We start from the raw sequence: 21,640 nt of genomic DNA, 5'->3' as shown, positions 1-21,640 counted from the left end.
CGGCGCACCGGCATGCCGACCGGTGGCAGGTCGTGGACCTGGTCCTGGCCCTTCCGGAACCGGGGCGGCGGCCACCCGCCCCGGCGGCTCGACCACCGGGGGCCGGCTCGAAAACGACTGCCGCCTTCCGACACGACGGGCTGAAACGGGCGAGCCACGGCGATCATGGGCCAAGATGCGGACATGGAGACCTTGACGCTGATAGGTGTGCTGGCCGGCTCGCTCGGGCTGACTGCGCTGGCTCGCCGGTTCAACCTGTCCGCGCCGTTGGTGATCGTGGTGGTCGCGCTGGGGGTGGCGGTGCTGCCCGGCGTACCGCGCATCGAGCTGGAGCCCGAGCTGATCCTGACCCTGGTGCTGCCGCCGCTGCTCTACTCGACCTCGCTGGAAAGTTCGGTGACGCACTTCCGGGCGAACCTGCGCTCGATCGTCTCGCTCGGCGTGCTGCTGGTCGTGGTCACCGCGTTCGTGGTCGCCTTCGTGGTGCACCTGCTGTTGCCGGACCTGCCGTGGGCTTCGGCGCTGGTGCTGGGTGCGGTGGTCTCCCCGCCGGACGCGGTCACCGCGGTCGCGATCGGGCGCAGGCTCGGCCTGCCACGCGGGATCATGACCGTGCTGACCGGCGAGAGCCTGGTCAACGACGCGGCCGCGCTGACCCTGTACAAGGTCGCGCTCGCCGCCGTCGCGGGGACCGCCGGATCGCTCGGCCACGGCTTCGCCGTGTTCGCCGTGGCGACCGTGCTCGGCATCGCGGTCGGACTGCTGATCGGAGCGGTCGTGGGCTTCCTCCGCTCGCGGCTCGACGATCCGATGATGGAGTCCGCGTTCGGCATCGTGGTCCCGTTCGCCGCGTACGTCCTTGCCGAGCACCTGCACCCGTTCGGCGCCGAATTCAGCGGATCGGGCGTGCTGGCCGTGGTCGCCGCCGGGCTGTATCTCGGATACCGGTCACTGGACGCGTCACCGCCGACACGCATGCAGGACCGTTCGGTGTGGGCGTCGATCGACGTGATCCTGGAAGCGCTGGTGTTCGCGCTGGTGGGTCTCCAGCTGCCGTTCGTGCTCGACGGCGCGGAGAACGCCGCAAGAGACAACGGAACCCTTGCGGTGGTCGCGGTGATGGTGCTGCTGGTCACGATGTTCGTGCGGATCCCCGCGGTGTTCCTGTCCGCCTACCTGCCCCGTTCGTTGCAGCTGATCGGGCAGACGAAACGAGATCCGACGTCGTGGCGATCGCTGGCGGTGGTGTCCTGGACCGGTATGCGCGGGGTGGTCACCATCGCCGCCGCGTCCGGCGTGCCCGCCGACACGCCGGGCCGGGCCGAGATCCAGCTGTTCGCCTTCGCGGTCGCGGTGGGCACGGTGCTGATCCAGGGACTCACGCTGCCGCCGTTGATCCGGCTGCTCAAGGTGCAGGACCCGGACGAGGAGACCAGGGACCAGGCCGAGGAGCTGGCCGCCCGGCAGATCGCGCAGAAGGCGGCGCACGAGCGGCTGCGGGAGATCTCCGGCGATTATCTGTCCAAATTGGATATACCGGAAGACAAGGCACACATGCTGGAAGCCCGGCTGGAACGCCTGGTGGACACCCGGTACCAATTCGCACAGGCGGCGATCACGCTGTCCGGCGAGGAACGCCGGTCGAGCCCGCACGCCCAGTTCGCCAGGGCACGGCGCGAACTGCTCATCACACAGCGGGCAGCGATGATCGAGGAGAACCGCGCCGGCAGGCTGGACGACGACGTACTGCAGAAGGTGCTGCGCGAACTGGACCTGGAGGAGATGTCGGTGACCACGGCACTGCGCAACCGGCTGGGGTGACCGGGAAACCGCTCGACGACACCGCCCGGCCGAGACCACCCGCACCACAGCAGACCGGACACACCGCAGCGGCACGCCGAACCGCCGGACACTCAGCGGCACTCCGGGGCGCCGGGGGCACACAGCGGCACTACGGGCCGTCGGGCGCCGGACACGCAGCAGCAACCCCAAGCTGCAGCGCGCCGGGCAGGATGCGGGGACGTGCTGCCGGTCGAGGCCGGACCGTCCCGAAAGTCCTTTCCGGGTTTTGTTCGGCGCGGCTCCCACTCGCCGGGAGCCGCTGCGCTCGGCCGGTCGGGGCACGCACGCTGGGCATCCGACGACCCCAGGAGGACCGATGTCTCTGACCGACGTCATCGACGGCACCCGCACCGCCGCGCAGGCCGACCCGCGCAATGCGGCCGTGTCGTTCGGCGTGGACCACTCCCTGGCCACCGGCACCACGACCGTGGTGGACGTGCGCGTGCGCGACCACGCGTTCACCGTCGACGAGCCGCCCGCGCTCGGCGGCACCGACCGCGCGGCCAATCCGGTCGAGTACGCGCTGGCCTCGCTCGGCTCCTGCCAGGTGATCACGTACCAGTTCTGGGCCGCCCGGCTCGGCATCCCGCTCGACGCGGTGCGCGTGCACGTGGACGGCGACCTCGACCTGCACGGCTTCTTCGGCTTCGACGAGGACACCCGGCCCGGCTTCCGCGACGTCCGGATCTCGGTGGAACTCGAAGGCCCTGCTCCGGCCGAACGTTACGAGCAGCTGCGCCGCGCGGTGGACGAGCACTGCCCGGTGCTCGACCTGTTCCGCCACGAAACCCCGGTCAGCACCAAGCTCGCCTGACCGGGCCCGGCACCGGGCCGGGGTCAGGCGAACTCGTGCCGCACGATCGTCTGATCCCGGCCGGGGCCGACGCCGATCGCGGAGATCCGGGCGCCGGACAGTTCCTCCAGCCGTTCGACGTAGGACCGTGCGTTGGCGGGCAGATCGGCGAAGGTGCGGCAGGTCGAGATGTCCTCGAACCAGCCGGGCAGCTGCTCGTAGATCGGCACCGCGTGGTGCACGTCGGTCTGCGTCATCGGCATGTCCGCGGTGCGGAAGCCGTCCACCTCGTAGCCGACGCACACCGGGACCTTCTCGAGGCCGGACAACACGTCCAGCTTCGTGAGGAAGTAGTCGGTGATGCCGTTGACCCGGGTCGCGTAGCGGGCGATCACCGCGTCGAACCAGCCGGTGCGCCGCGAGCGGCCGGTGGTCACGCCGAACTCGCCGCCCTGCTTGCGCAGGAACTCGCCGGATTCGTCGTCCAGCTCGGTCGGGAACGGGCCGGAACCGACCCGGGTGGTGTAGGCCTTCAGGATGCCCAGCACGGTGGTGATCCGGCCGGGGCCGATGCCGGAACCGGCGCTCGCCCCGCCGGAGGTCGGGTTGGAGGAGGTCACGAACGGGTAGGTGCCGTGGTCCACGTCGAGCAGCGTGCCCTGCGAACCCTCCAGCAGCACCACCTCGTCGCGCTCCAGCGCCTGGTTCAGCTGCAGCCGGGTGTCGGCGATGCGGTGCGCGAACTTCTCGCCTGCGGCGAGCACCTCGTCGGCGACCTGGTCGGCGTCGAGTGCCTTGCGGTTGTAGACCTTGACCAGGACCTGGTTCTTGAACTCGAGCGCGGCCTCGACCTTCTGCCGGAAGATCTTCTCGTCCAGCAGGTCCTGTGCGCGCACGCCGACCCTGGCGATCTTGTCCTGGTAGCACGGCCCGATACCGCGGCCGGTGGTGCCGATCTTGCGGCTGCCGAGGTAGCGCTCGGTGACTTTGTCGATCTCCACGTGGTACGGCATGATCAAATGCGCGTCGGCCGAGATCAGCAGCCCGCCGGTGTCCACATTCCGCGCTTCCAGCCCGGCCAGCTCGTCCAGCAGCACACCGGGATCGACCACCACGCCGTTGCCGATCACATTGGTCACGCCAGGGCTGAGGATGCCGGACGGGATGAGGTGCAGGGCGAAGTTCTCACCGTTCGGCAGCACCACCGTGTGGCCCGCGTTGTTGCCACCCTGGTAGCGGACGACCCACTGGACACGGTCACCGAGCAGGTCGGTGGCCTTGCCCTTGCCCTCGTCCCCCCACTGGGCACCGATCAGCACAATGGCCGGCATGTGACACTCCAGGTATTCGGCAACAGGAAAAACGTGCCCCGGCGGGACACGGGTGGCGGTGGGAAATGCCGGTGCATGACTGTAACGGAGGACGTGCGCGTGCGCGGAACGGTGGTGGCCTGCGGACCGGCCGGGGAGCGCGCCGCGGCGTTCGGTGACCTGCCGCTGGTCCGGGTCGGGGCCCGCCCCGGCAAGGCGGAAATCGACCACTTGCTGGGGGAACACGATCGGCTGGTGGTCGTGGGCACGGACGCCGATCTGGCCGCGGTGGTGGTGCGGATCATGCGCCGGGAGCGGCTGGCGGACGTGTCGGTCGGCTTCGTGCCGGTGCCGCCGGGACGGGTCGCCGCGCACCGGCGGCTGCCCGCCGACGCGGAGGCGGCGTTCGCGATCGCGTGGAAGGGCACCGCCGTGCCGGTCCCGCTCGTGCGCGACGACAGCGGGGGCGTACTGCTCGGGTACGCAAACCTCGGCGCCGTCAAGGGCCAGGCGTATTGCGACGAACAGGTGGCGTTCGACGGTGCGGTCACCTCGGTGGAGGTCACCCCGGACGAGGCGGGGGTGGCCGCCAAGGTGACCCGTGGACGGTTCGTGAAGCGCTCCGCGACGTTCCGCGGGCGGGCCTTCCAGATCGGCTGCCTGCCCACGTCTTCGCTGGTCATCGACGGGGTGGCGCACGAACGGGAGATCAACCGGTGGACCTGGTACCGGCACACCGCCGACCTCCGGCTCGTCCTCGGCTGACCGGGGAGTTCGATCCCCGGCGACCCGGCGGTGACTTTCCGTTCACAGAAGGTCTGTTACATGTCACCCCGAGGTGTTGCGCAGGCCACTTCCGTGGTTAAGGGTGAATTCGTCCCCGCACCTGATCCGGAGGCGGCAATATGCTGACCACACGTACTGTTCGCAATTCATTGACCGTAGTGGCCGGGATGGCCCTGCTCGGCGCGACCACGATCGGGGTTGCCGAGGCCACCCCTCCCGGCATCCCGTCCACGGAGACCGCAACCAGCGACCTCGCCGAGCTCACCGTGCAGGCCGACGGCTCGCTCGACGGCTACAGCCGCGACAAGTTCCCGCACTGGATCGACCAGGGCGACAACTGCAACACCCGGGAGGCGGTGCTCAAGCGCGACGGCACCGACGTGCAGGTCGGCTCGGACTGCTACCCGACCTCGGGCAGCTGGGCCTCGCCCTACGACGACGCCACCTGGACCTCTCCGTCCGATGTGGACATCGACCACGTGGTACCGCTGGCCGACGCGTGGCGCACCGGCGCCTCGTCCTGGACCCAGGACCAGCGCCAGGCCTACGCCAACGATCTGACCGATCCGCAGCTGATCGCGGTGACCGACAACGTGAACCAGGAGAAGGGCGACAAATCGCCGGACCAGTGGAAGCCGCCGTCCACCGGGTACTGGTGCACCTACGCCAAGATGTGGGTCGCGGTGAAGTACAAGTTCAAGCTCACGGTGAACTCCGCGGAGAAGTCCGCGCTGACCGACATGCTCGGCCGCTGCTGATCAGGCGCCCGCTGGTCAACGGTTGCCCTCCACGGGAAGCACCGGCGCCCCGGAGGGCAACCCCTACCGACGGTGCTACCGCGTGCACCGTGCGCGTCTTATGGTCGGAAACCATGAGGAAGCTCGCGGCGGCCGTGCTGGCCGTGTTCATGGTGGCATTCGCGACGGTGCCGGCCGAGGCCGCCACCGGACGCCGGGTCGTCGTCTACTACCAGACCGTCTACGACGGCGATTCCTACGTCTCCCCGCTCGGCCTCACCCAGAACGACTCCGGGGTCACCGACGTGATCGTCGGCGCGGTGCACCTCAACGACGGCGCCACCATGACGTTGAACGACGATCCGCCGTCTTCGGAGAAGTTCACGCAGATGTGGCAGGACCTCGCCACCATGCAGGGCCAGGGCGTGCACGCGCTGGCTTTTGTCGGCGGCGCGGCCGCGGGCAGCTTCGAACGGCTGGAGAACGACTTCGACACCTACTACCCGTTGCTGCGTCAGCTGATCAAGGACCACTCGCTGTCCGGGATCGACCTCGACATCGAGGAGCAGATGTCGAACGACGCGCTCAACCGGCTGATCGACGCCCTGCGCGCGGACTTCGGCCAGGACTTCCTCATCACGCTCGCCCCGGTGGCGACCGAACTGAACGGCGGCGGCGGGCTCTCCGGCCTCGACTACGACCGGCTCTACCGCGACCGCGGCGACCAGATCTCGTGGTTCAACACCCAGTTCTACTGCAACTGGGGATCGCTGGCGGACACCTCGGGCTACGAGGGCATCATCGAGCACGGCGTCGTGCCTGCCGAGAAGGTCGTCGCGGGCACGGTGACCAACCCGGCCAACTGCGATGGTTACGTCGACATGCCGACGCTGCAGTCGACCGTCGGCAGCCTGGTGCAGAAGTACCCGGACTTCGGCGGTGTGGACGGCTGGGAGTACTTCAACTCGCTGCCGGGGGACAAGGCCGCGCCGTGGCAGTGGGCGCAGCAGATCGCACCGACCGTCAAGGGTTGACCAACCGCAGGATTTCCCGCGCCAGCACGTCGTTCTGCCGGAACGAGATGGCGTTCGTCCGGGGCCGGGTGAACGCACCCGCCGAGCGGACGCTGGTGTGCGGCCCGACTGCGAACCGCCGGGGATGCGGTGTCCCGTCGGCGGAGTGCATGCGGAAATCGGTGATCGCGGTCGCGATGCGGCCGGAGGGCAGCGGCTCTCCTGCCGCATCCGGCACCTTCTCCTCCACCAGCGCACCGGTGTCCCGCAGGTTTCGCAGCAGCAGGTCGGAAACGCGCGACACGCTCGCATCCGGCAGCCGGGCCTCGATCAGCGTGCGTGCGGTGACCGTTTCCGGATGACTGGCGCTGGCCGCGACGAAAACCCCGGCCTCCTCGTCGGCGGTCAGCAGCACGTCGGCGCCGAGGAACGAAACGATCCCGGCATCGGCGAGCGCGAGCAGCTCCGCCAGCCGCCGAGGGGGCGGGCCGCTGGCGTAGAAGGAGAAGAACCCGCGGAACCAGCCGTCCAGCCCGCTGACCTGTGACACGGCCGAGACCTTTCCCGTCGCGAGCAACGCGGGCAGCTGGCCGAGCACCGACAGCAACGCCATGAACGCGCCCAGATCGGCGCTGTAGTGCCGGTCCGCGCGCCGGGCCAGATCGGCTTCCACATACTCCCGCAACGCTTTTCCGAATTCCTCCGCGGACGCATACCGGCTGCCCGCGAACGGCCGGTCCAGCTTCTCCAGGTCCAGCCGGTCCTCCTCGGCCGGTACCGCGTCCGCGACCAGTCTGTCCATTTCGGACGATCCCCACGGCAGATCCGCGAACGCGTCGGAGAACACCGCGAAATCGGTGCGCACCCGATCCGGATGACCGGTGAACAGTTCGGTGTAGTAGGCCCAGGCGAGTTCCTTCGCGATCAGCGGCCACACGTCGGCGTGGAAGTCGAGCCGGCCGGGCCGCCCGGTCAGCTCGGCGATCGCGTACTGGTCGAAGAACCTGGGCAGCTGCAACGGTTTCCCACGCAGCCGGTAGCCGGTCTTGGCGTGGTAGGGCACGCCGCGGCGGGAGCCGACGTGCAGCACCGGCTCCGCTCCGCTGGGGAGATAGCGCAGTCCACCACCGGGGCAGTCCTCGAACCGGCCGCCACGCCCTTGCGTCAGCAGCAGCATCAGGTCGACGAACGCCAGGCCGAAACCCCGTACCAGCACCGTTTCCCCGGCAGGCACCGCGGAGTAGTCGACGTCGGCGGTGTACCCGGCGGGGTAGTACGCGAGGTCGTGCCGTCCGGCGAACTCGGCCAGCGCGCGTTCACCGGGATCGGGGAGCGCGTCGAGGTGGCCGACGGTCAGCACCACCGCGTCCGCGGCCAGCACCGTGCCGTCGGAAAGCCGGACGGACTCGCCGTCGCCGATCTCCACCGCCGCGGCGTGGTGCTCGACCACCTCGATGCCCGGCGGCAGTTCGTCGACCACCTTGCGGTAGAACCATGCCAGGTACAGGCTCTGCAGCCGCCGGGTCGGAAAGTCCGTGGCGGCAAGCGTCTCCAGCTCCTCGCGCAAGTCCTCGGGAACCGGATGCGCCAAGGTGCCGTCCCGTACCTGGCGCACCCATTCGATCAGTGACGGACCGGGCACCACCGGGCCGTCGATGCGCACGGTGTCGTCGGTGAACACGGTGACGTCTTCCGGCATCGAGTTCATCCGCAGCAACCGGGACTGCTCGTACCGCCACACCCGGCCGGGGCCGGGCGGGAACGGATCGATCAGGTGCACCACCAGCCTGCCGGCCCCGAGCAGGCCGGGCGCGTTGGCGGACAGCCGTTCCAGGACGCCGACCCCACGAGGCCCGGCACCCACGATGGCGAGCGTGAACGTCGCGAGATCGGTCACCCGGCCGAAGCTACGCGCGCGAGGGACAGCGACGACCGGCGTTCCACACTGCGGACTATTCACGACAAAATGTGACCTAAGTCACAGAGAAGTGATTAATCAGCCTCGCCGAGTGCGGAGCGCTATCGTCTGGACACGCGGAGAACCGACCGTGACCTGTTGGATACCGGCGAAAGAACCTAGAGAATCACCAACAGTCACGGGACACTGAAGTGGACGACTCACCACGCGTGATCGGTCCGTGACCAGGAGGTCCTATGGTCACCTTTTGGTCACCACGGCGGCACAGTCCGCGCACAGAGCGGGGAGAACACGTATGACGGCAGCACCGGGACGGGTCACGTTCCGCGAGGTGTTCGGAGTCGCCGAGTTCCGCGCCATGTGGTTCGGCGAACTGCTGTCGATCGCCGGGGACCAGCTCGCCCGCGTTGCCCTCTCCGTTCTCGTCTACGCCAACACCCAGTCGGCCACGCTCACCGGCCTCACCTACGCGCTGACGTTCTTCCCGTCCCTGCTCGGCGGCATCTTCCTCACCGGGCTGGCGGACCGGTTCTCCCGGCGCTCGGTGATGGTCACGGTCGACCTGATGCGCGCGGTGCTGATCGGGCTGGTGGCCATCCCCGGGCTGCCGCTGTGGGTGCTGTGCGTGCTGGTGGGGCTCGTGTCCCTGCTGAACCCGCCGTTCAAGGCCTCCCAGCTGGCCCTGCTGCCGCAGGTGCTGGAGGGCGACCGGTTCGTGGTCGGCATGGGCATCCGCAGCATGACCACCCAGTCGGCACAGCTGGTCGGGTTCGCGGGTGGTGGCGCGTTGCTGCTCGCGCTGGACCCGCGCCTTGCGCTCGTGCTCGACGCGGCGACCTTCGTGCTCTCCGCATTGTTCGTGCGTTTCGGCTTGAAGGCCCGGCCGGCCGCGGCCAGCGGGGAGAAACGCAAGCCGTTCTTCGCCTCACTCAGCTCGGGCGGCCGGATCGCGTTCGCGACCGCGGCGCTGCGTCCGCTGATGCTGTTCACCTGGCTGGCCGGCCTGCTGCCGGTGTACGAGGGCATCGCCGCGCCGTACGTCGCTTCCTCCGGCGGTGGCCCCAGCGTGATCGGCCTGCTGCTCGCCGCCGACCCGGTGGGGAGCGTGATCTTCACCTTCGCCTACACCCGGTGGGTGCCCGCCGATCGGCGGCCGAAGCTGATCGGACCGCTCACCGCACTCGCCGCGATCCCGCTGCTGCTCTGTTTCCTGCAGCCGGGCCCGGTGGCCTCGGTGATCCTCTTCGTGATCTCCGGCGGCTTCGGCACCATCGCACTGCTGCAGGCCACCGCCTCGCTCACGGTCGCGGTACCGGACGAGACCAGGGCGCAGACGATGGGGCTGTCGAACACCGGCCTGACCACGGTCATGGGCGTCACGCCGCTGGTCGGCGGGGTGATCGCGGACCACGTGAGCGCGCAGACGACAGTGGGGGTCTTCGGGCTCGCCGGACTGGCGATCACGATCCCGCTCGCGATTGCCTGGCAACGGACGCTACCCGGAAAGGCGGAGAGCACGGCAAAGGAAGCCACACGCGCCGAGCATGCTTGATCTGCCCCGCGCGTGGGCCCCTACCTGCGCGACCTAACGGTGCTTTCGGTCGGTCACTGGTCCTTAGTGCGCATCGCTGGTCACCCTTCATCCGGCGTGTTCGGGAAAAATGTACACACCGAAGACCCTTGTGGACAGGCGGCAAACGGGCTGAAACTGTCCGTGAGGAGATTGTCACCGGACAACCGCACAAGTTCTTGGGGGAAAGATGACCACAATGGGGGAACGTTCTCCGCTGAATGGCTCCTATCGTCCCGCTCGATGGGCACTCTGGCAGCGACCGCCGAAGTGGATCGCGGTCACCCTTACTGCCATGACGCTCAACATCGGCTGGGCGGTGTTCGCGGCCTGCACGCAGCCGGTGACAACGAAGCACCTCGGCGTCTTCGCGCTCATCACGGCGCTTGCCGTCGCCCAGGCTGAGGTGAGCAGGCGGCTGGAGCGCCAGCGCCGCACCCTCGCCATCGGTCCGCACGTGAACATGACCGCGGTGTGGCTGCTGCCCGCCGGCGTGCTGCTACCGGTGCAGCTGGTGGCCGTGCTGAGCGCGACGCTGTACGTCTACCTGGCGTTCCGCAGCTGGTCGGGCACCCGTCCGGGCGAGGCGCACCGCGTGGCCGCGAACCTCACCACGGCCAGCCTCTCCGCCTGTTCCGCCGGCCTCGTGACGCTCGCTTCGCCCGAGCTCACCGTGGCTGTCGTCTGCGGGGCCGCGCTCGTGTACTTCACGGTGAACACGCTGCTCACCGGCCTCGGCCTGTACCTGGCCAACCCGGCGAAGGCCACCGTGGAGTCCTGCCTCGGCGGTTTGGACGACAACCTGCTGGAGCTGGCCACCCTGTGCGTCGGCGGCCTGCTGGTGATGGTGCTGACCCAGGAGCCGCTGCTGTCCGTGCTGGTGATCCTCCCGCTGTACGTGCTGCAGCGGTCGATGCTGATCAAGCGGCTCGAGGAGCTCGCGACCACGGACCAGAAGACGCAGCTCCTCAACGCCACCACCTGGAGCGACAGCGCACAGCGGGAGATCTCGCGCGCGGAGCGGGAACGAGGCACCTTCGGCGCGCTGATGATCGACCTCGACCACTTCAAGCACATCAACGACACCTACGGCCATCTCGCCGGCGACGACGTGCTGAAGGCGGTGGCGGCCGTCGTCAAGCAGGAGACGCGCGCACACGACCTGGTCGGCCGGTTCGGCGGCGAGGAGTTCGTGGCACTGCTGCCCGCGGCGTCGAAGGAGGACGCGGTGGTGACCGCGGAGCGGATCCGGCAGCGGATCAGCGAGCTCATCGTCCAGACGCACACGAACGCGGGCGCGGCGGTGGCGATCGAACGACGTACCGCGTCGATCGGTGTCGCGGCCTATCCGATGGACGGATCGAGCATCGAGGACGTGATGGCAGCCGCCGACGCCGCGGTGTACGAGGCAAAGGACACCGGCCGCAACCGCGTGGTCGGCTCGGTGCCGAAGACCTCAGCTCAGCCTGCGCCGGCATCAACCACGCAGGCCGTGGCAGGTACCTCAGCCGAGCAGCCCGTTCGCGGCCCGGCGGAGGAATCCGTGGCACCCGGCTGTCCGGCGACCCGTCCGGAACTCGCCGCGGCTGTCTGATCGACTTGGCCCGGCCGGCTCCCTCCCCCGGCCGGCCGGGCTTCCTCATCGCAGCCGTTCGAGCTCGTCGGCCCGGGTCCGCCGCACGCTCCGCGGACAAGAGCCTCCGTGCGCAAGTCCACGAGGGCGTCCGGGGCCGGTGAATCCCCTCTCCCCACGCACCTGGACCAACGGCCTCGCGCATCGCGAAATGCATCGTCGCCAGTACCTTGCCGGTCCGGCCCGCGTCCACGCCCAGCGCGGCCTGCTCGCCTCCGCGGGGAAGGCCCGCTCCTCGATTTCAGCCACCACCGCGGCGAACAGCGTCTCGCGGTCGGTGAACTGCGCGTACCCCGGGCCGCCGGGGCACCCCGGCGGCCCGTCGCGCCTCTACCCGGAGGCGTTCATCTGGCTCGGCGGACAGTTCGCCGGGCTGCCCGCACCGTCGAACTGCGGTGCGGTCTGCGCGATGGACCGGAATTCCGCGGCCCGTCGCTCGATGAACGCCAGGGAGTCCTTGGCGGTCATCGCCTTCTCCCGCATCCGCACGACCGCGTCCCGGTAGTTCCCGACGTCGCCCTCGTCGAGGATGAACGCGCCCGAACTGTGGTGTTCGAAGTACACGATCGGCTCCGCGGCACGCATACCGTAGAGGCTGAACTGCCCGGAGAGGCCGGGGTGCCCGCCGACCCCGGACCGGATGACGAGGACCCGCAGTTTCGCGGACGTGGCGGCGAGATCGGCGATGAACCGCAGCTGCCGCGCCATCGTCTCCGGGCCGCCGATCGGGTTGCGCAGCGCCGCCTCGCCGATCAGTGCCTCGAACGGGATTGCGCTGGGACCGACCACCAGCGGCCTGCGGCCGGTGCGGACGTCCGCCTGGCGTTCGGCCGCCGACGGCGGCAGCCCGCCCGCGACGAACGCCGCGCGGGCGTAGTCCGGGATCTGCAGCAGCCCCGGCATCAGCAGCGGATGCCATTCGACGAGTGAGGTGGCAACCCGTTCGCAGGCGAGCAGTCCGGCCAGATGATCCGGTTCGGCCTGCCTGCCGAGCGTGATCCAGCCGGGATCGGTGGTGCCCCGCGCCAGGCACAGGATTCGTTGTTTGTCTTCCCCGACGACGCCGAGCGCGCCGAGGATCCCGGCGACGTCCTCGATCCCGGGTACTCGTTGGCCCAATTCCCAGTTCGACACCAGCGCCGGGTTCGCGCCGACCCGCCGGGCCAGCTCGCGCAGGCCGAAATGGGCCTCGAGCCGAGCCTCGCGCAGAGCAGTACCCAGTGTGCGGATCCGTGGGGTGAGCATGGCCGTGCCTCGCATGCGGCAGGTATAGGTGTCAGCAACTGTGAACACCCCGATGATCACCCGATGGTGGGGCGCCGGGGCCCCGCAGAGCCCCGGCACCGGGTCACTTCAGTCCGGTCGCCTCCGCCGCGGCCGGATCGGAATCGGCGAGGAACGTCCGGCACCGCTCGTGCTCCTCGGTTTCGCCGATCCGGCCCGCCGCGAGGCCGAGCACGGCGAGCGCGCGCAGGAAACCCTGGTTCGGGCGGTGCGACCACGGCACCGGGCCGAAGCCCTTCCAGCCCGCGCGGCGCAGCTGGTCGAGTCCGCGGTGGTAGCCGGTGCGGGCGTAGGCGTATGCGGTGACCGTTTCACCGTCGGCGAGCGCGCGCTCGGCGAGCACGGCCCATGCTTCGCTGTAGTCGGGGTGTTCGGCCGCGACGGACGACGGGTCCGAGCCCGCGTCCAGTGCGGCCTGTGCGGCGGTGTGCTCTGGCAGCAGCGTCGGGTCGGGGCCCAGCAGGTTGTGCGTCATACCGCCATTCTGCCCACCGCACCGGTGGGTCAGAGGAACAGGCTGGTGAGCACGCCGCCACCGGCCAGCACGAGTGCGGCGATCAGCACGGCGGCGACGGTTCGTTTCGGCATCATGGCCCGCCACCATGCCGTGCCCCGGCCGCCGTGGGCAACTTCGCCACCCGTAGGGGTGAACCCTGGTTTTCGACCGGTTCGACGGGTTCGTCCCCGCGGCCATACCCCGGCGGGGCAAGATGACGTCCATGACTGAGGCGGTTGACGACGTCACCGGCACGATCCCGGTCCCACGCGGGCCGGTGGGCAAGACCCGGCTCTTCTTCGCGACGCACTGGCACCGTGGCGCACCGGGGCAGCCGACGCCGGGATGGGTGCTGCGGTTCTGCTACGGCATGTGGCTGACCGCGTTCGCGTTCAAACTGGTCGGCTCGTCATGGGACATGTCGTGGCACTTCCGCTGGCTGCGCGACGATCTGGCCCCACCGCACCTGATCAACACCGTCGGCACGGTGATCATCGTGGTGCTGGTGGCCATCCACAGCTACACCGGCCTCGGCTGCGACCGGCTTTCGCTGCGGCTCATGCAGAGCGGGCTGGTGGTGTTCCTGGTGGCGGCACCGCTCGACGTGATCAACCACCGGGTGAACGGCCTTGACCTGACCGCGTGGAGCCCGTCGCACCTGATGCTCTACCTCGGCACCGCCATCATGCAGGCGGGCGTCCTGCTCGGCTGGCTGCGGACGAGTCCGCCGGGCCGGTTCCGCACCGGGGTGCTGCTCACGCTGTGGGCGTTCTTCCTCGAGAACACGTTCTTCCCGAACGGCCAGCAGGAGTACGGCATCCTCGGCCTGCGCGCGTGGGAACGCGGCGCTCCGGAAGCGGAACCGACGCTGCTGTCGTTCGCCGCCGGCCAGATCGGCCACCCGGTGGACGGCGCCGCGATCCTGCACTTCACGATGCCGATCCCGCCGTGGGTGTATCCGCTGTGGGGCATCGCGGTCTCCGGCCTCGTTCTCGCGCTGGCCCGCCGGACCGCCGGCCTGCGCTGGACCGGACTGGCGGTCGCCGGGGGGTATGTCGCGTACCGGTGCGTGATGTGGCCGTTGCTGCTGGGGCTCGGGTTCCCGGTCTCGACCGTGCCGTTCTACCTGCTGGCCGTCGGGCTGGCGGTGGACCTGGCATTCCTCGCCCGGCGCCCGGCGGTGACCGGTGCGGTGCTGGTGACCGCCCTCGGATACGGCGCGTTCTGGCTGCAGGCGCAGCTGCGCCCGTGGCTGCTCGGCGACGCACTGACCGAATCGGCACCACCGATCGAGTACTGGACGGCGGCGGTGGCGCTGGTGGGCGTGTTCGCGCTGTGGGCGGGCTTCGAACCGGCAAGACGCCGTTGGACGGCCCGGGTTTCCGCCGAGTAGCCGAGGTCCGGCAGGTCGTCGGCACGAGCGGCGGATGGGCACGGCCGCGCCGGCTGCCCCCGAGGCGGCGCACGGCACCGCCGGTCCGGAACGGGCCGGGTGACACACCCTCGTCGTAGCGTGCCCGGCCCCGGCAAGCCTGCCCGTAACCGGGGCCGAAAGACCGGAGGCCGCCTCGAGGTGATCGAAGCGGCCTCCGGAAACAGCAGACGTCAGCGCAGCTTGTTGCCCGCCGAGCCCAGTGCCTTGGTCGCTTCCACCACGCGAGCGGCCATGCCGGCTTCGCCGGCCTTGAGGTAGCTGCGCGGGTCGTAGATCTTCTTGTTGCCGACCTCGCCGTCGATCTTCAGCACTCCGTCGTAGTTCTTGAAGAAGTGGTCGGCGATCGGGCGGGTGAAGGCGTACTGGGTGTCGGTGTCGACGTTCATCTTCACCACGCCGTAGGACACCGCTTCGCGGATTTCCTCCGGCAGCGAGCCGGAGCCGCCGTGGAAGACCAGCTCGAAGGGCTTCGACCCGGACGGCAGGCCGAGCTTCTCCGAGACGACCTCCTGACCGCGCTTGAGCACGTCCGGGCGCAGCCGCACGTTGCCCGGCTTGTACACACCGTGCACGTTGCCGAAGGTCGCGGCCAGCAGGTAGCGGCCCTTGTCACCGGAGCCCAGTGCGTCGACCGTCTTCACGAAGTCGCCCTCGGCGGTGTAAAGCTTGTCGTTGATGTCATTGGCGACACCGTCCTCTTCGCCGCCGACCACGCCGATCTCGACCTCGAGAATGATCTTCGCGGCCGCTGCCTTCGCCAGCAGGTCCTTGGCGATCTCCAGGTTCTCGTCGAGGTCGATCGCCGAACCGTCCCACATGTGCGACTGGAACAGCGGGTTCTGCCCGGCCTTGACCCGCTCCGCGGAGATCTCCAGCAGCGGACGGACGAAGCCGTCGAGCTTGTCCTTCGGGCAGTGGTCGGTGTGCAGTGCGACGTTGACGTCGTACTTCGCAGCCACGACCTGCGCGAACTCCGCCAGCGCCGAGGCGCCGACGACCATGTCCTTCACCTTCTGCCCGGACGCGAACTCCGCGCCGCCGGTGGAGAACTGGATGATCCCGTCGCTCTCCGCCTCGGCGAACCCGCGGATCGCGGCGTTCACGGTTTCCGACGAGGTCACGTTGATGGCCGGGTAGGCGAACTCGTTCTTCTTCGCCCGGTCGAGCATCTCCGCATAGACCTCGGGGGTGGCGATGGGCATCGTTTCCTCCTCGAGACGACTGGCTGCTACAGCGGCATCGTACGAGGTGGACCGGCCGCGCGGGCCGGTCCACCTCATAACCGTCAACTATAGCTAGACCGATTCAGAGCAACTCGGCCGCCAGCGCCCGATATGCCGGGAACGGGTCCTCGCCCAGCGCCTGCACCGCGACGTGGTCGGCACCGGCCTCGAGGTGCGCCCGCACGCCCGCGGCCACCGTCTTCGCGTCGCCGTGCAGGGCGAGCGCGTCGATCACCCGGTCGCTGCCGCCATCGGCGAAGTCCTCGTCGGTGAAGCCGAGCTTGCGCAGGTTCGCGGTGTAGTTCGAGAGCTGGAAGTAGAACGAGGCGCCCCCGCGGCCGGTGGTCCGCGCCCGGTCCGCATCGGTGTCGAGCACGACCTTCTGCTCCGGCGCGAGCAGCGGACCTTCGCCGAGAATCTCCCGCGCGGACCGGGTGTGCTCCGGGGTGACCAGATACGGGTGCGCGCCCGCGGTCCGGTCACCGGCGAGCTTGACCACCCTCGGACCGAGCGCGGCCAACGCGAGCGAGTCCTTGGGCACACCCGCGGCGTCGAGCGCATCCAGGTACTCGACCAGCGCGCCGTAGGGCTTCTTGTACTCCTGCGTTGCCTCCGGGTGACCCGCACCGATGCCGAGCAGGAACCGGTTCGGGTGCTTCTCGTTGATGCGGTGGAAGGCCCGCGCGATGCTCTCCGGCAAATCCGCCCAGATGTTGACGATGCCGGTGGCGATGGCGAGCCGCTCGGTGGCGTCCAGCAACTCCTCCACGATCGCGAGATCACCACCGGGTGAGCCGCCGAGCCACAGCGCGCCGTAACCGAGTTTTTCCACCTCAGCGGCGAATTCACCGTTCGTCTGGGTTGCCCCGCGGAAGATGCCGATGCTGCCCAATTCGATAGCCATGCCCATGCGAACGCACGGTACGGCGATTTTCGTCCCGCTGCCGGACTACCGTCGAAGACATGACGAAGCTGGGCAACACCGATCTGGATGTCTACGGCCTGAACCTCGGCTGCAACGTCTTCGGCTTCACCGCGGACGAACCGACCTCCTTCGCCGTACTCGACGCCTATTCTTCCGCCGGCGGCAACTTCCTGGACACCGCCGACGCCTACGGCGGTGGCGGCGGCTCGGAGACGATCATCGGCAACTGGCTGACCGGCCGCGGGCGCCGCGACGACTTCGTGATTGCCACCAAGGTCGGCGCGTGGGAGCAGCGAAAGGGCCTGGCGGGCGCGAACATCGTGGCCGCCGCCGAGGATTCCCTGCGGCGCCTGCAAACCGACCACATCGACCTCTACTACGCACACCGGGACGACCTGGACACCCCGCTCGAGGAAACGCTCACCGCGTTCGACGGGCTCGTGCGCGCGGGCAAGGTGCGCTACATCGCGGCGTCGAACTACGAGCCCGCCCGGCTGGCCGATGCACTGTCTATTTCGGACACTTCGGGGCTCGCCCGGTTCGCCGCGCTGCAGCCGCACTACAACCTCGTGGAGCGGGGCTACGAAAAGGACCTCGGCCCGCTCGTCGCTCGCGAAGGACTCGCGACATTGCCGTATTTCGCGCTGGCAATGGGATTCCTGACCGGCAAGTACCGCTCGAAGGACGAGCCGGGCGACTCTCCACGAGCCCCGCGCGCACTGGCCTACCTCGACGAACGCGGTGCGCGCGTCCTCGCCGCACTCGACGAAGTCGCCGCCGCGCACCACGCCTCGGTCGCCGGCGTCGCGCTCGCCTGGCTCCGCGTGCAGCCCACGGTGACCGCCCCGATCGCCAGCGCGCGCACGCCGGAACAGCTCACCGATCTGATCGCGTCGGTCTCCCTCGACCTGACGAAGGCGGAGATCGACGCGCTCAGCGCCGCTGGAGGTTAGAACGCACTGATGTTCCGCGTGCGCTCGCGGCGGGTGAGGCTGCCGATCACCGCAGCTTGACCGTGCCTGCCGACCGCGAGCCGCGCCAGCAGGTCGAGCACCGGGGAAAAGGCCGCGTCCGGAAATTCGGGCGACGGCAGTTCGAGGCTCGCGGCGAGATCGGCGGAGTGCACGACGATCTCGAGCAGCCGGGTACGCAGGAAGTCCTCGCGGCGCAACGACCAGCCCTGCCAAGGGATGTCCACGACCTCGCTCGCCGTGCCGGACCGCAGCTGTTCGGTCACGGCGGCGAGGTCGGTATCGAAGCGCTGCACCATCCAGTCGAACCCGAGCGCCGCCTCGGCATCGTCGGTGGTGCGGTCGTTGGCCGGATCGTGCACGGACTCGGCGGTGACCCAGGCGGCGCGGGCGTAGTGCTGGTCGGCCGAGGCCAGTGTCGGCAGCTCCGGCGACGCCCGGAGCAGCTCGGCAGCGCGGCTCACCTGCCGGGCCAGATGACAGGCCAGCGCGCCGACCGACATCTCCGGCAATGCGCTGGCCGCACCCCAGCTCGTGCGCACCGCGTCGGCACGCAGAAAGGCCGAACACGTCGTGGCGCCGTCGAGGAACGCCTCATCCAGCTGTCCGAACGGTGCCTGTGCCATGACTGCATCCTGACACCCCAGGCAAACCTACCGAGAAGTAGCTTACTCGGGGTAGGTTGCGGTACCGTCCCCTCGACAGGCGAAAAGACGCTGAGGAGGGCACCGTGGCACTGCTCCAGAACACTTCGGTCGACGGCAAGGTCGTGTTGATCACCGGTGCCGCCAGGGGTCTCGGCGCCGGACTGGCCGAACGGCTGGCGGCCCGCGGCGCCAAGGTCGCACTCGTCGGGCTCGAAGCCGAGGAGCAGGAGAAGGTCGCGAAGCGGATCGGCCCGAACGCGCATTCCTGGGAAGCCGACGTCACCAGCTGGGACGCACTCGAACGCGCCACCGCGGGCGTCGTTGACCGGTTCGGCGGGATCGACATCGTCGTCGCGAATGCGGGCATCGCCAGTACCGGCTTCACACGGTCAATGGACCGGACCGCCTTCGAGAAGGTGATCGAGGTCGACCTGCTCGGCGTCTGGCGCACCTTCCGGGTCACGCTCCCGCACGTCATCGAACGGCGGGGCTACCTGCTGGCGATCTCGTCGCTGGCCGCGATCACGCATGCACCCGGTATGGCCAACTACGCCGCAGCCAAGGCAGGCGTCGAGGCGTTCTCCAACAGCCTGCGTGCCGAACTCGCACATCTGGGTGTGAAGGTCGGCGTCGCGCACCCGAGCTGGATCCGCACCGACCTGGTCGAAAGCGCCGACGCGCACCCGGTGTTCGGCAAGCTGCGGGCGTCCCTGCCCGGGTTGATCGGCAAGACCTACCCGGTGGAGGTGGCGCTGGACGGCCTCGAAAGCGGGATCCTGCGCCGCGCGCGCACGATCCACGTGCCACGCTGGTTGGGCGGACTGAAGCTGCTGCGCGCCTTCCTGCCGCCGATCATCGAGATCGGCTCACGGTTCCGCGGCGTACCGGCAGCCGACCGTGCCGCGTTGCAGGACATCGAGGAACGCGGTGCGTTCGAGTCTGCGGTGAACGGGCACGGCGGGCGCGCTGCCACGAAGCAGGACTGAAGGAGCGCGCATGTCACGTCGCGACCAGATCCGGATGACGCCGGACGAGGTGCAGGCCTATCTCGCCGAGCAGAAGGTCATCAACGTCGCGTCGATCGGCCCGAACGGCAGGCCACACCTGGCGCCGCTCTGGTACTACCCGCACGAGGGCGGCGTCGCGACGTGGACTTACGGCACGTCGCAGAAGGCCAAGAACCTGCGCCGGCTGGCCGAGGCGACAGTGCTGATCGAGAGCGGTGATTCGTACGAGAAGCTGCGCGGCGTTTCCTTCGAGGCGACCGTCGAGCTCATCGAGGACACCGACCAGGTCACGCAGATGGGGACCACCCTCATGCAGCGCTACGCCGGGGCCAACCCGAGCGAGCACGTTCCTGCCGAACTGCAGGCCTTCATCGCAGGTCAGGCACCGAAACGGATCGGGCTGGTCTTCCGCCCGTCGAAGATCGTCAGCTGGGACCACAGCAAACTCGCCGGCGCCTACTGAGCAGTAGACAGTACTTCACAGTAACTGTTACTTGAGGTAACGTCATCGGTGCCAGACCCCCAGCGCAGCGGAGGCCGAGGAGATGACCGAGCAGTTCAGGGTCGTGATCGTGGGCACCGGGTTCTCCGGGCTCGGCCAGGCGATCCAGCTCGAAAAGGCGGGCATCCGGGACTACCTGATCCTGGAGAAGGCCGACGAGGTCGGTGGCACCTGGCGAGACAATTCCTACCCCGGGTGCGCCTGTGACGTGCAGTCCCACATGTATTCGTTCTCCTACGCGCAGAACCCGGACTGGACCCGGTCGTTCTCGCCGCAGCCGGAAATCTTCGAGTACCTGAAGGGCATCGCCGACTCCTACCGGCTGCGTGAGCGGATCCGGTTCGGCGTGGAGATCACCGGGGCGCACTGGGACGAGCGCGCCCGGCGCTGGACGGTGGAGACCAAGGGCGGCGAGGAGTTCTCCGCGCAGTTCCTGGTCGCCGGCGTCGGCGGACTGCACATCCCGCAGATCCCGCAGCTGCCGGGTATCGCGAAGTTCAAGGGCCAGACCTGGCACTCCGCGCAGTGGAACCACGAGTTCGACCTCCGCGGCAAGAAGGTCGCGGTGGTCGGCACCGGAGCCAGCGCGGTCCAGTTCGTACCGCAGATCGCGCCGCAGGTCGCCGAGCTGAAGCTCTTCCAGCGCACCCCGCCGTGGCTCATGCCCAAGCCCGACCACGCCATGCCCGGCTGGGCCAAGCAGCTCTTCCGGCGGGTGCCGGGCGTCCAGCGGCTCTACCGCAACGCGCTGTACTGGTCGCTGGAAGCCCGCGCGATCGGTTTCAACGGCCACCCGCGGCTGATGCACGCCGCGGAGGTGATCGCACGCAGGCACATCGCGAAGGGCATCAAGGACCGCGCGCTGCGGCGCAAGGTCACGCCCGATTACACGATGGGCTGCAAGCGCGTGCTCCTCTCCAACGACTACTACCCGGCACTGGACCGGCCGAACGTCGACGTGGTGACCGACGGCGTCACCGAGGTGCGCGAGCACAGCGTGGTCGACGGCGCCGGGGTCGAGCACGAGGTCGACGCGATCGTCTACGGCACCGGGTTCAAGGTGACCGACGCGCTGGAGTACCTCGACATCACCGGGGTCGAAGGCCGGAACCTGGCGAAGTCGTGGGCGACCGACGGGATCCGGACGCACAAGGGGATCACCGTCTCCGGGTTCCCGAACCTGTTCTTCCTGCTCGGCCCGAACACCGCGCTCGGGCACAACTCGGTGGTGTTCATGATCGAATCGCAGGCGCGCTACGTCCTCGACGCGATCCGGCTGGCCGATTCCCGCGGCGCCGCCGCGCTCGACGTACGCGAGTCGGTGCAGGACCGGTTCCAGGAAGACATCCAGCGCAAGCTCGTGAAGGGCGTGTGGACCCAGGGCGGCTGCAAGAGCTGGTACCTCGACGCAAAGGGTGTCAACCGCACCATCTGGCCCGGTTTCACCTGGCGGTACTGGCTGGAGACCCGCCGTGTCGCACCGAGCGACTACGAGCTGAGCGGCCGGTCGTGAACACCGCCGACGCACTTGCTCCCGCGGAGGCGGCC

The 21,640-nt window shown here is 69.1% G+C and carries 19 protein-coding genes; 12 read left to right on the top strand and 7 right to left on the bottom strand.

The genetic code is table 11. The annotated features are described in order from the left end of the window. Window positions 1-183: 183 nt before the first annotated feature. Both ABD793_RS22880 and ABD793_RS22875 read left to right on the top strand, forming a co-directional pair. On the top strand, window positions 184-1,821 hold the full coding sequence (locus ABD793_RS22880; RefSeq protein ID WP_344863236.1) for a Na+/H+ antiporter: 1,638 nt from the start codon (window positions 184-186) through the stop codon (window positions 1,819-1,821). A 337-nt stretch (window positions 1,822-2,158) separates the two neighbouring features. After that, complete coding sequence (locus tag ABD793_RS22875) at window positions 2,159-2,656, top strand: OsmC family protein (RefSeq protein ID WP_344863234.1); 498 nt, start codon at window positions 2,159-2,161, stop codon at window positions 2,654-2,656. Window positions 2,657-2,679: 23 nt separating this feature from the next. On the opposite strand, the gene ABD793_RS22870 is transcribed toward ABD793_RS22875, so the two are convergent. Beyond that, entirely contained in the window at window positions 2,680-3,966 is a 1,287-nt protein-coding gene (locus ABD793_RS22870; protein WP_344863232.1) for an adenylosuccinate synthase, read from the bottom strand. A gap of 75 nt (window positions 3,967-4,041) precedes the next feature. On the opposite strand from ABD793_RS22870, the gene ABD793_RS22865 reads away from it, so the two are divergent. The 3 genes from ABD793_RS22865 (at window position 4,042) to ABD793_RS22855 (ending at window position 6,502) form a co-directional block, all read left to right on the top strand. Continuing rightward, window positions 4,042-4,710 carry a hypothetical protein gene (locus ABD793_RS22865; RefSeq protein WP_344863230.1) on the top strand — a complete coding sequence of 223 codons (669 nt, stop codon included), beginning with the start codon at window positions 4,042-4,044 and terminating at the stop codon, window positions 4,708-4,710. A gap of 188 nt (window positions 4,711-4,898) precedes the next feature. Next, the gene (locus ABD793_RS22860; RefSeq protein ID WP_425548745.1) at window positions 4,899-5,489 is read left to right on the top strand and encodes an HNH endonuclease family protein; all 591 of its coding nucleotides are present in this window, start codon (window positions 4,899-4,901) and stop codon (window positions 5,487-5,489) included. Window positions 5,490-5,602: 113 nt separating this feature from the next. Further along, entirely contained in the window at window positions 5,603-6,502 is a 900-nt protein-coding gene (locus ABD793_RS22855) for a glycosyl hydrolase family 18 protein (protein ID WP_344863226.1), read from the top strand. On the opposite strand, the gene ABD793_RS22850 is transcribed toward ABD793_RS22855, so the two are convergent. Then, window positions 6,492-8,378, bottom strand: coding sequence for an FAD/NAD(P)-binding protein (locus ABD793_RS22850; RefSeq protein ID WP_344863224.1), 1,887 nt, complete (start codon window positions 8,376-8,378; stop codon window positions 6,492-6,494). The genes ABD793_RS22855 and ABD793_RS22850 overlap by 11 nt on opposite strands. A gap of 316 nt (window positions 8,379-8,694) precedes the next feature. Here ABD793_RS22850 and ABD793_RS22845 point away from each other — a divergent pair, with 316 nt between their 5' ends. Both ABD793_RS22845 and ABD793_RS22840 read left to right on the top strand, forming a co-directional pair. Further along, window positions 8,695-9,951, top strand: a complete 1,257-nt coding sequence (locus ABD793_RS22845; protein ID WP_344863222.1) for an MFS transporter — start codon at window positions 8,695-8,697, stop codon at window positions 9,949-9,951. A 313-nt stretch (window positions 9,952-10,264) separates the two neighbouring features. Then, window positions 10,265-11,563, top strand: a complete 1,299-nt coding sequence (locus ABD793_RS22840) for a GGDEF domain-containing protein (RefSeq protein ID WP_344863220.1) — start codon at window positions 10,265-10,267, stop codon at window positions 11,561-11,563. A gap of 369 nt (window positions 11,564-11,932) precedes the next feature. Here ABD793_RS22840 and ABD793_RS22835 read toward each other — a convergent pair whose 3' ends face one another. Together ABD793_RS22835 and ABD793_RS22830 are read right to left on the bottom strand one after the other, a co-directional pair. Then, on the bottom strand, window positions 11,933-12,862 hold the full coding sequence (locus ABD793_RS22835; RefSeq protein WP_344863218.1) for a helix-turn-helix domain-containing protein: 930 nt from the start codon (window positions 12,860-12,862) through the stop codon (window positions 11,933-11,935). Between the two features lie 88 nt (window positions 12,863-12,950). Beyond that, window positions 12,951-13,361: a DUF3151 domain-containing protein gene (locus ABD793_RS22830; protein ID WP_344863216.1), complete on the bottom strand. Its 411-nt coding sequence runs from the start codon at window positions 13,359-13,361 to the stop codon at window positions 12,951-12,953. Window positions 13,362-13,605: 244 nt separating this feature from the next. On the opposite strand from ABD793_RS22830, the gene ABD793_RS22825 reads away from it, so the two are divergent. Continuing rightward, a complete protein-coding gene (locus tag ABD793_RS22825; RefSeq protein ID WP_344863214.1) occupies window positions 13,606-14,775 on the top strand; it encodes a hypothetical protein in 1,170 nt (389 codons plus the stop codon). A 212-nt stretch (window positions 14,776-14,987) separates the two neighbouring features. Here the strand turns inward: ABD793_RS22825 and fbaA are convergent, their stop codons facing one another. Further along, window positions 14,988-16,019, bottom strand: a complete 1,032-nt coding sequence (fbaA, locus tag ABD793_RS22820) for a class II fructose-bisphosphate aldolase (protein WP_344863212.1) — start codon at window positions 16,017-16,019, stop codon at window positions 14,988-14,990. A gap of 103 nt (window positions 16,020-16,122) precedes the next feature. Next, window positions 16,123-16,944 (bottom strand): LLM class F420-dependent oxidoreductase, encoded by an 822-nt coding sequence (locus ABD793_RS22815; protein ID WP_344863686.1) that lies wholly within the window; start codon window positions 16,942-16,944, stop codon window positions 16,123-16,125. 59 nt (window positions 16,945-17,003) lie between these two features. Here ABD793_RS22815 and ABD793_RS22810 point away from each other — a divergent pair, with 59 nt between their 5' ends. Beyond that, on the top strand, window positions 17,004-17,918 hold the full coding sequence (locus tag ABD793_RS22810) for an aldo/keto reductase (protein ID WP_344863210.1): 915 nt from the start codon (window positions 17,004-17,006) through the stop codon (window positions 17,916-17,918). Here the strand turns inward: ABD793_RS22810 and ABD793_RS22805 are convergent. Further along, window positions 17,915-18,562: a maleylpyruvate isomerase N-terminal domain-containing protein gene (locus tag ABD793_RS22805; protein WP_344863208.1), complete on the bottom strand. Its 648-nt coding sequence runs from the start codon at window positions 18,560-18,562 to the stop codon at window positions 17,915-17,917. The two genes, ABD793_RS22810 and ABD793_RS22805, sit on opposite strands and share 4 nt — an antisense overlap. A gap of 104 nt (window positions 18,563-18,666) precedes the next feature. Between ABD793_RS22805 and ABD793_RS22800 the strand changes: the two genes are divergently transcribed. From ABD793_RS22800 to ABD793_RS22790, 3 genes are all read left to right on the top strand, one after another. After that, window positions 18,667-19,569: an SDR family oxidoreductase gene (locus ABD793_RS22800; protein WP_344863206.1), complete on the top strand. Its 903-nt coding sequence runs from the start codon at window positions 18,667-18,669 to the stop codon at window positions 19,567-19,569. Window positions 19,570-19,579: 10 nt separating this feature from the next. After that, window positions 19,580-20,053: a pyridoxamine 5'-phosphate oxidase family protein gene (locus ABD793_RS22795; protein ID WP_344863204.1), complete on the top strand. Its 474-nt coding sequence runs from the start codon at window positions 19,580-19,582 to the stop codon at window positions 20,051-20,053. 82 nt (window positions 20,054-20,135) lie between these two features. Then, window positions 20,136-21,605, top strand: a complete 1,470-nt coding sequence (locus ABD793_RS22790; protein ID WP_344863202.1) for a flavin-containing monooxygenase — start codon at window positions 20,136-20,138, stop codon at window positions 21,603-21,605. Window positions 21,606-21,640: the final 35 nt, after the last annotated feature.

The organism is Amycolatopsis ultiminotia (assembly GCF_039536925.1).
GTDB classification, from domain to species: Bacteria; Actinomycetota; Actinomycetes; order Mycobacteriales; family Pseudonocardiaceae; genus Amycolatopsis; species Amycolatopsis ultiminotia.
The sequence above is the reverse complement of the archived record's forward strand: the minus strand, read 5'-3'. Positions and strand labels throughout refer to the sequence as shown.